Consider the following 1,972-nt stretch of genomic DNA (forward strand, 5'->3'; position numbering starts at 1 on the left):
GCCTCCGGGTGCAGGTAGAGGAGGCCGGTGACGATCTCGCCGGCCGCCGCGCGCTCCTGGAGATAGGCGGAGGCGGCGAGCTTGCTCGTCGGATCATAGCTCTCGTCGAGCTTGCGCAGCTTGAGGAGCGAGCCGTCATGCTGCTCGACGATCTCGACTGTGCCCGGATGCTGGTCGAGCGTGATCGGCTCGCGCCCGATCATCACGTCGAGATAGTTCACCGCCTCGTTATGCGCGCGCACATAGTCGAAGCTCTTGGTCGAGTTCGGATGGTTGTTGAAGGCGATGCAGGGGCTGATCACGTCGATGAAGGCCGCGCCCCGATGCTCGATCGCCGCCTTGATCAGGGGCACGAGCTGCTTCTTGTCGCCCGAGAAGGAGCGGGCGACGAAGGTCGCCCCGAGCAGGATCGCGATCGAGACGAGGTCGATCGGCGTGTCCTCGTTGAGCACGCCCTTCTTCGAGGCCGAGCCCTTGTCGGCGGTAGCCGAGAACTGGCCCTTGGTGAGGCCGTAGACCCCGTTGTTCTCGCAGATATAGGTCATGTTCACGCCGCGGCGGACGCAATGGGCGAACTGGCCGAAGCCGATCGAGGCGGTGTCGCCGTCGCCCGAGACGCCGAGATAGACAAGGTCGCGATTGGCGAGGCTCGCGCCGGTCAGCACCGAGGGCATGCGCCCGTGGACGCTGTTGAAGCCGTGGCTCGCGCCGAGGAAATAGGTCGGCGTCTTCGACGAGCAGCCGATGCCGGAGAGCTTCGCCACCCGGTGCGGGGGGAGCGACAGTTCGAAACAGGCCTGGATGATGGCCCCCGAGATCGAATCGTGCCCGCAGCCGGCGCAGAGCGTCGAGACCGCACCCTCGTAGTCGCGATGGGTGAGGCCGAGTTCGTTGGTCGCGAGCTTCGGGTGATGGAGGCGCGGCTTGGCGATGTAGGTCATGGTTCACCAGTCATGTCGGCCGGGACGTTGCCCTCCCCGCCGCAGGCGGGGGAGGGTGGGTGCGGCCCGACTCACTCCGCGGCGTCCCGATTGCCGCCGCCCGTGGCCTCGACATGGTGGGCGATCGCCTCGACGATGAAGCGCGCCGTGATCGGCGTGCCGTCGTAATGAAGGATCGGGATCAGCCGGGCGGGGTCGATCACGCATTCGTTGACGAGAAGCGTGCGAAGCTGCGCATCGCGGTTCTGCTCGATCACGAAGACGCGGTCGTGCGAGAGGATGAAGTCGGTCACCGCATCGGGGAACGGGAAGGCGCGGATGCGCAAGGTGTCGAGATCGATGCCGCGCGCGTCGAGCGCGCCCATCGCCTCCTGCATCGCGGCCGAGGTCGAGCCGAAATAGATCGCCCCGGACCGCGTCGGCCGCTTCGCGTCCCGGCGGGCCGGCTGGGGCACGAGGGCCTTGGCCGTCTCGAACTTGCGCAGCAGGCGCTGCATGTTGTCGATATAGGCCGAGCCCTCCTCCGTGTAGCGGGCATAGCGGTCGCGCGAGGTGCCGCGCGTGAAGAAGGAGCCCCGGCTCGGATGCGTCCCCGGATAGGTCCGGTAGGGGATGCCGTCCTGGTCCACGTCGAGATAGCGGCCGAAATCGCGGCCCGTCTCCAGCTCCTCCCGGGTCAGCACCTTGCCGCGGTCTATGCGGCGGGAATCGTCCCAGGCGAGCGGCTCGCAGAGCCATTCGTTCATGCCGATATCGAGGTCGAGCAGCACGAAGACCGGCGTTTGCAGCCGGTCGGCGAGGTCGAGCGCGTCGGCCGCCATGGTGAAGCATTCGTGCGGGTCCTCGGGGAAGAGGAGCACGTGCTTGGTGTCGCCATGCGAGGCATAGGCGCAGATCAGGATGTCCGATTGCTGCGTGCGGGTCGGCATGCCTGTCGAGGGGCCGCCGCGCTGGACGTCGAAGAGCACCGCCGGCACCTCGGCGAAATAGGCGAGGCCGATGAATTCCTGCATCAGCGAGATGCCCGGCCC

At 67.2% G+C, this 1,972-nt stretch carries 1 protein-coding gene and 1 pseudogene; both read right to left on the reverse strand.

Translation table 11 applies throughout. The features are described from left to right. The coding region (locus PKD06_RS17080) for a 2-oxoacid:ferredoxin oxidoreductase subunit beta (protein ID WP_324382224.1) at positions 1-941 on the reverse strand (941 nt) is incomplete at its 3' end. A gap of 71 nt (positions 942-1,012) precedes the next feature. After that, positions 1,013-1,972: pseudogene (locus PKD06_RS17085) on the reverse strand (2-oxoacid:acceptor oxidoreductase subunit alpha); the annotation flags it as partial.

It is taken from the genome of Enterovirga sp., assembly GCF_035325185.1.
Lineage (GTDB): Bacteria > Pseudomonadota > Alphaproteobacteria > Rhizobiales > Beijerinckiaceae > Enterovirga.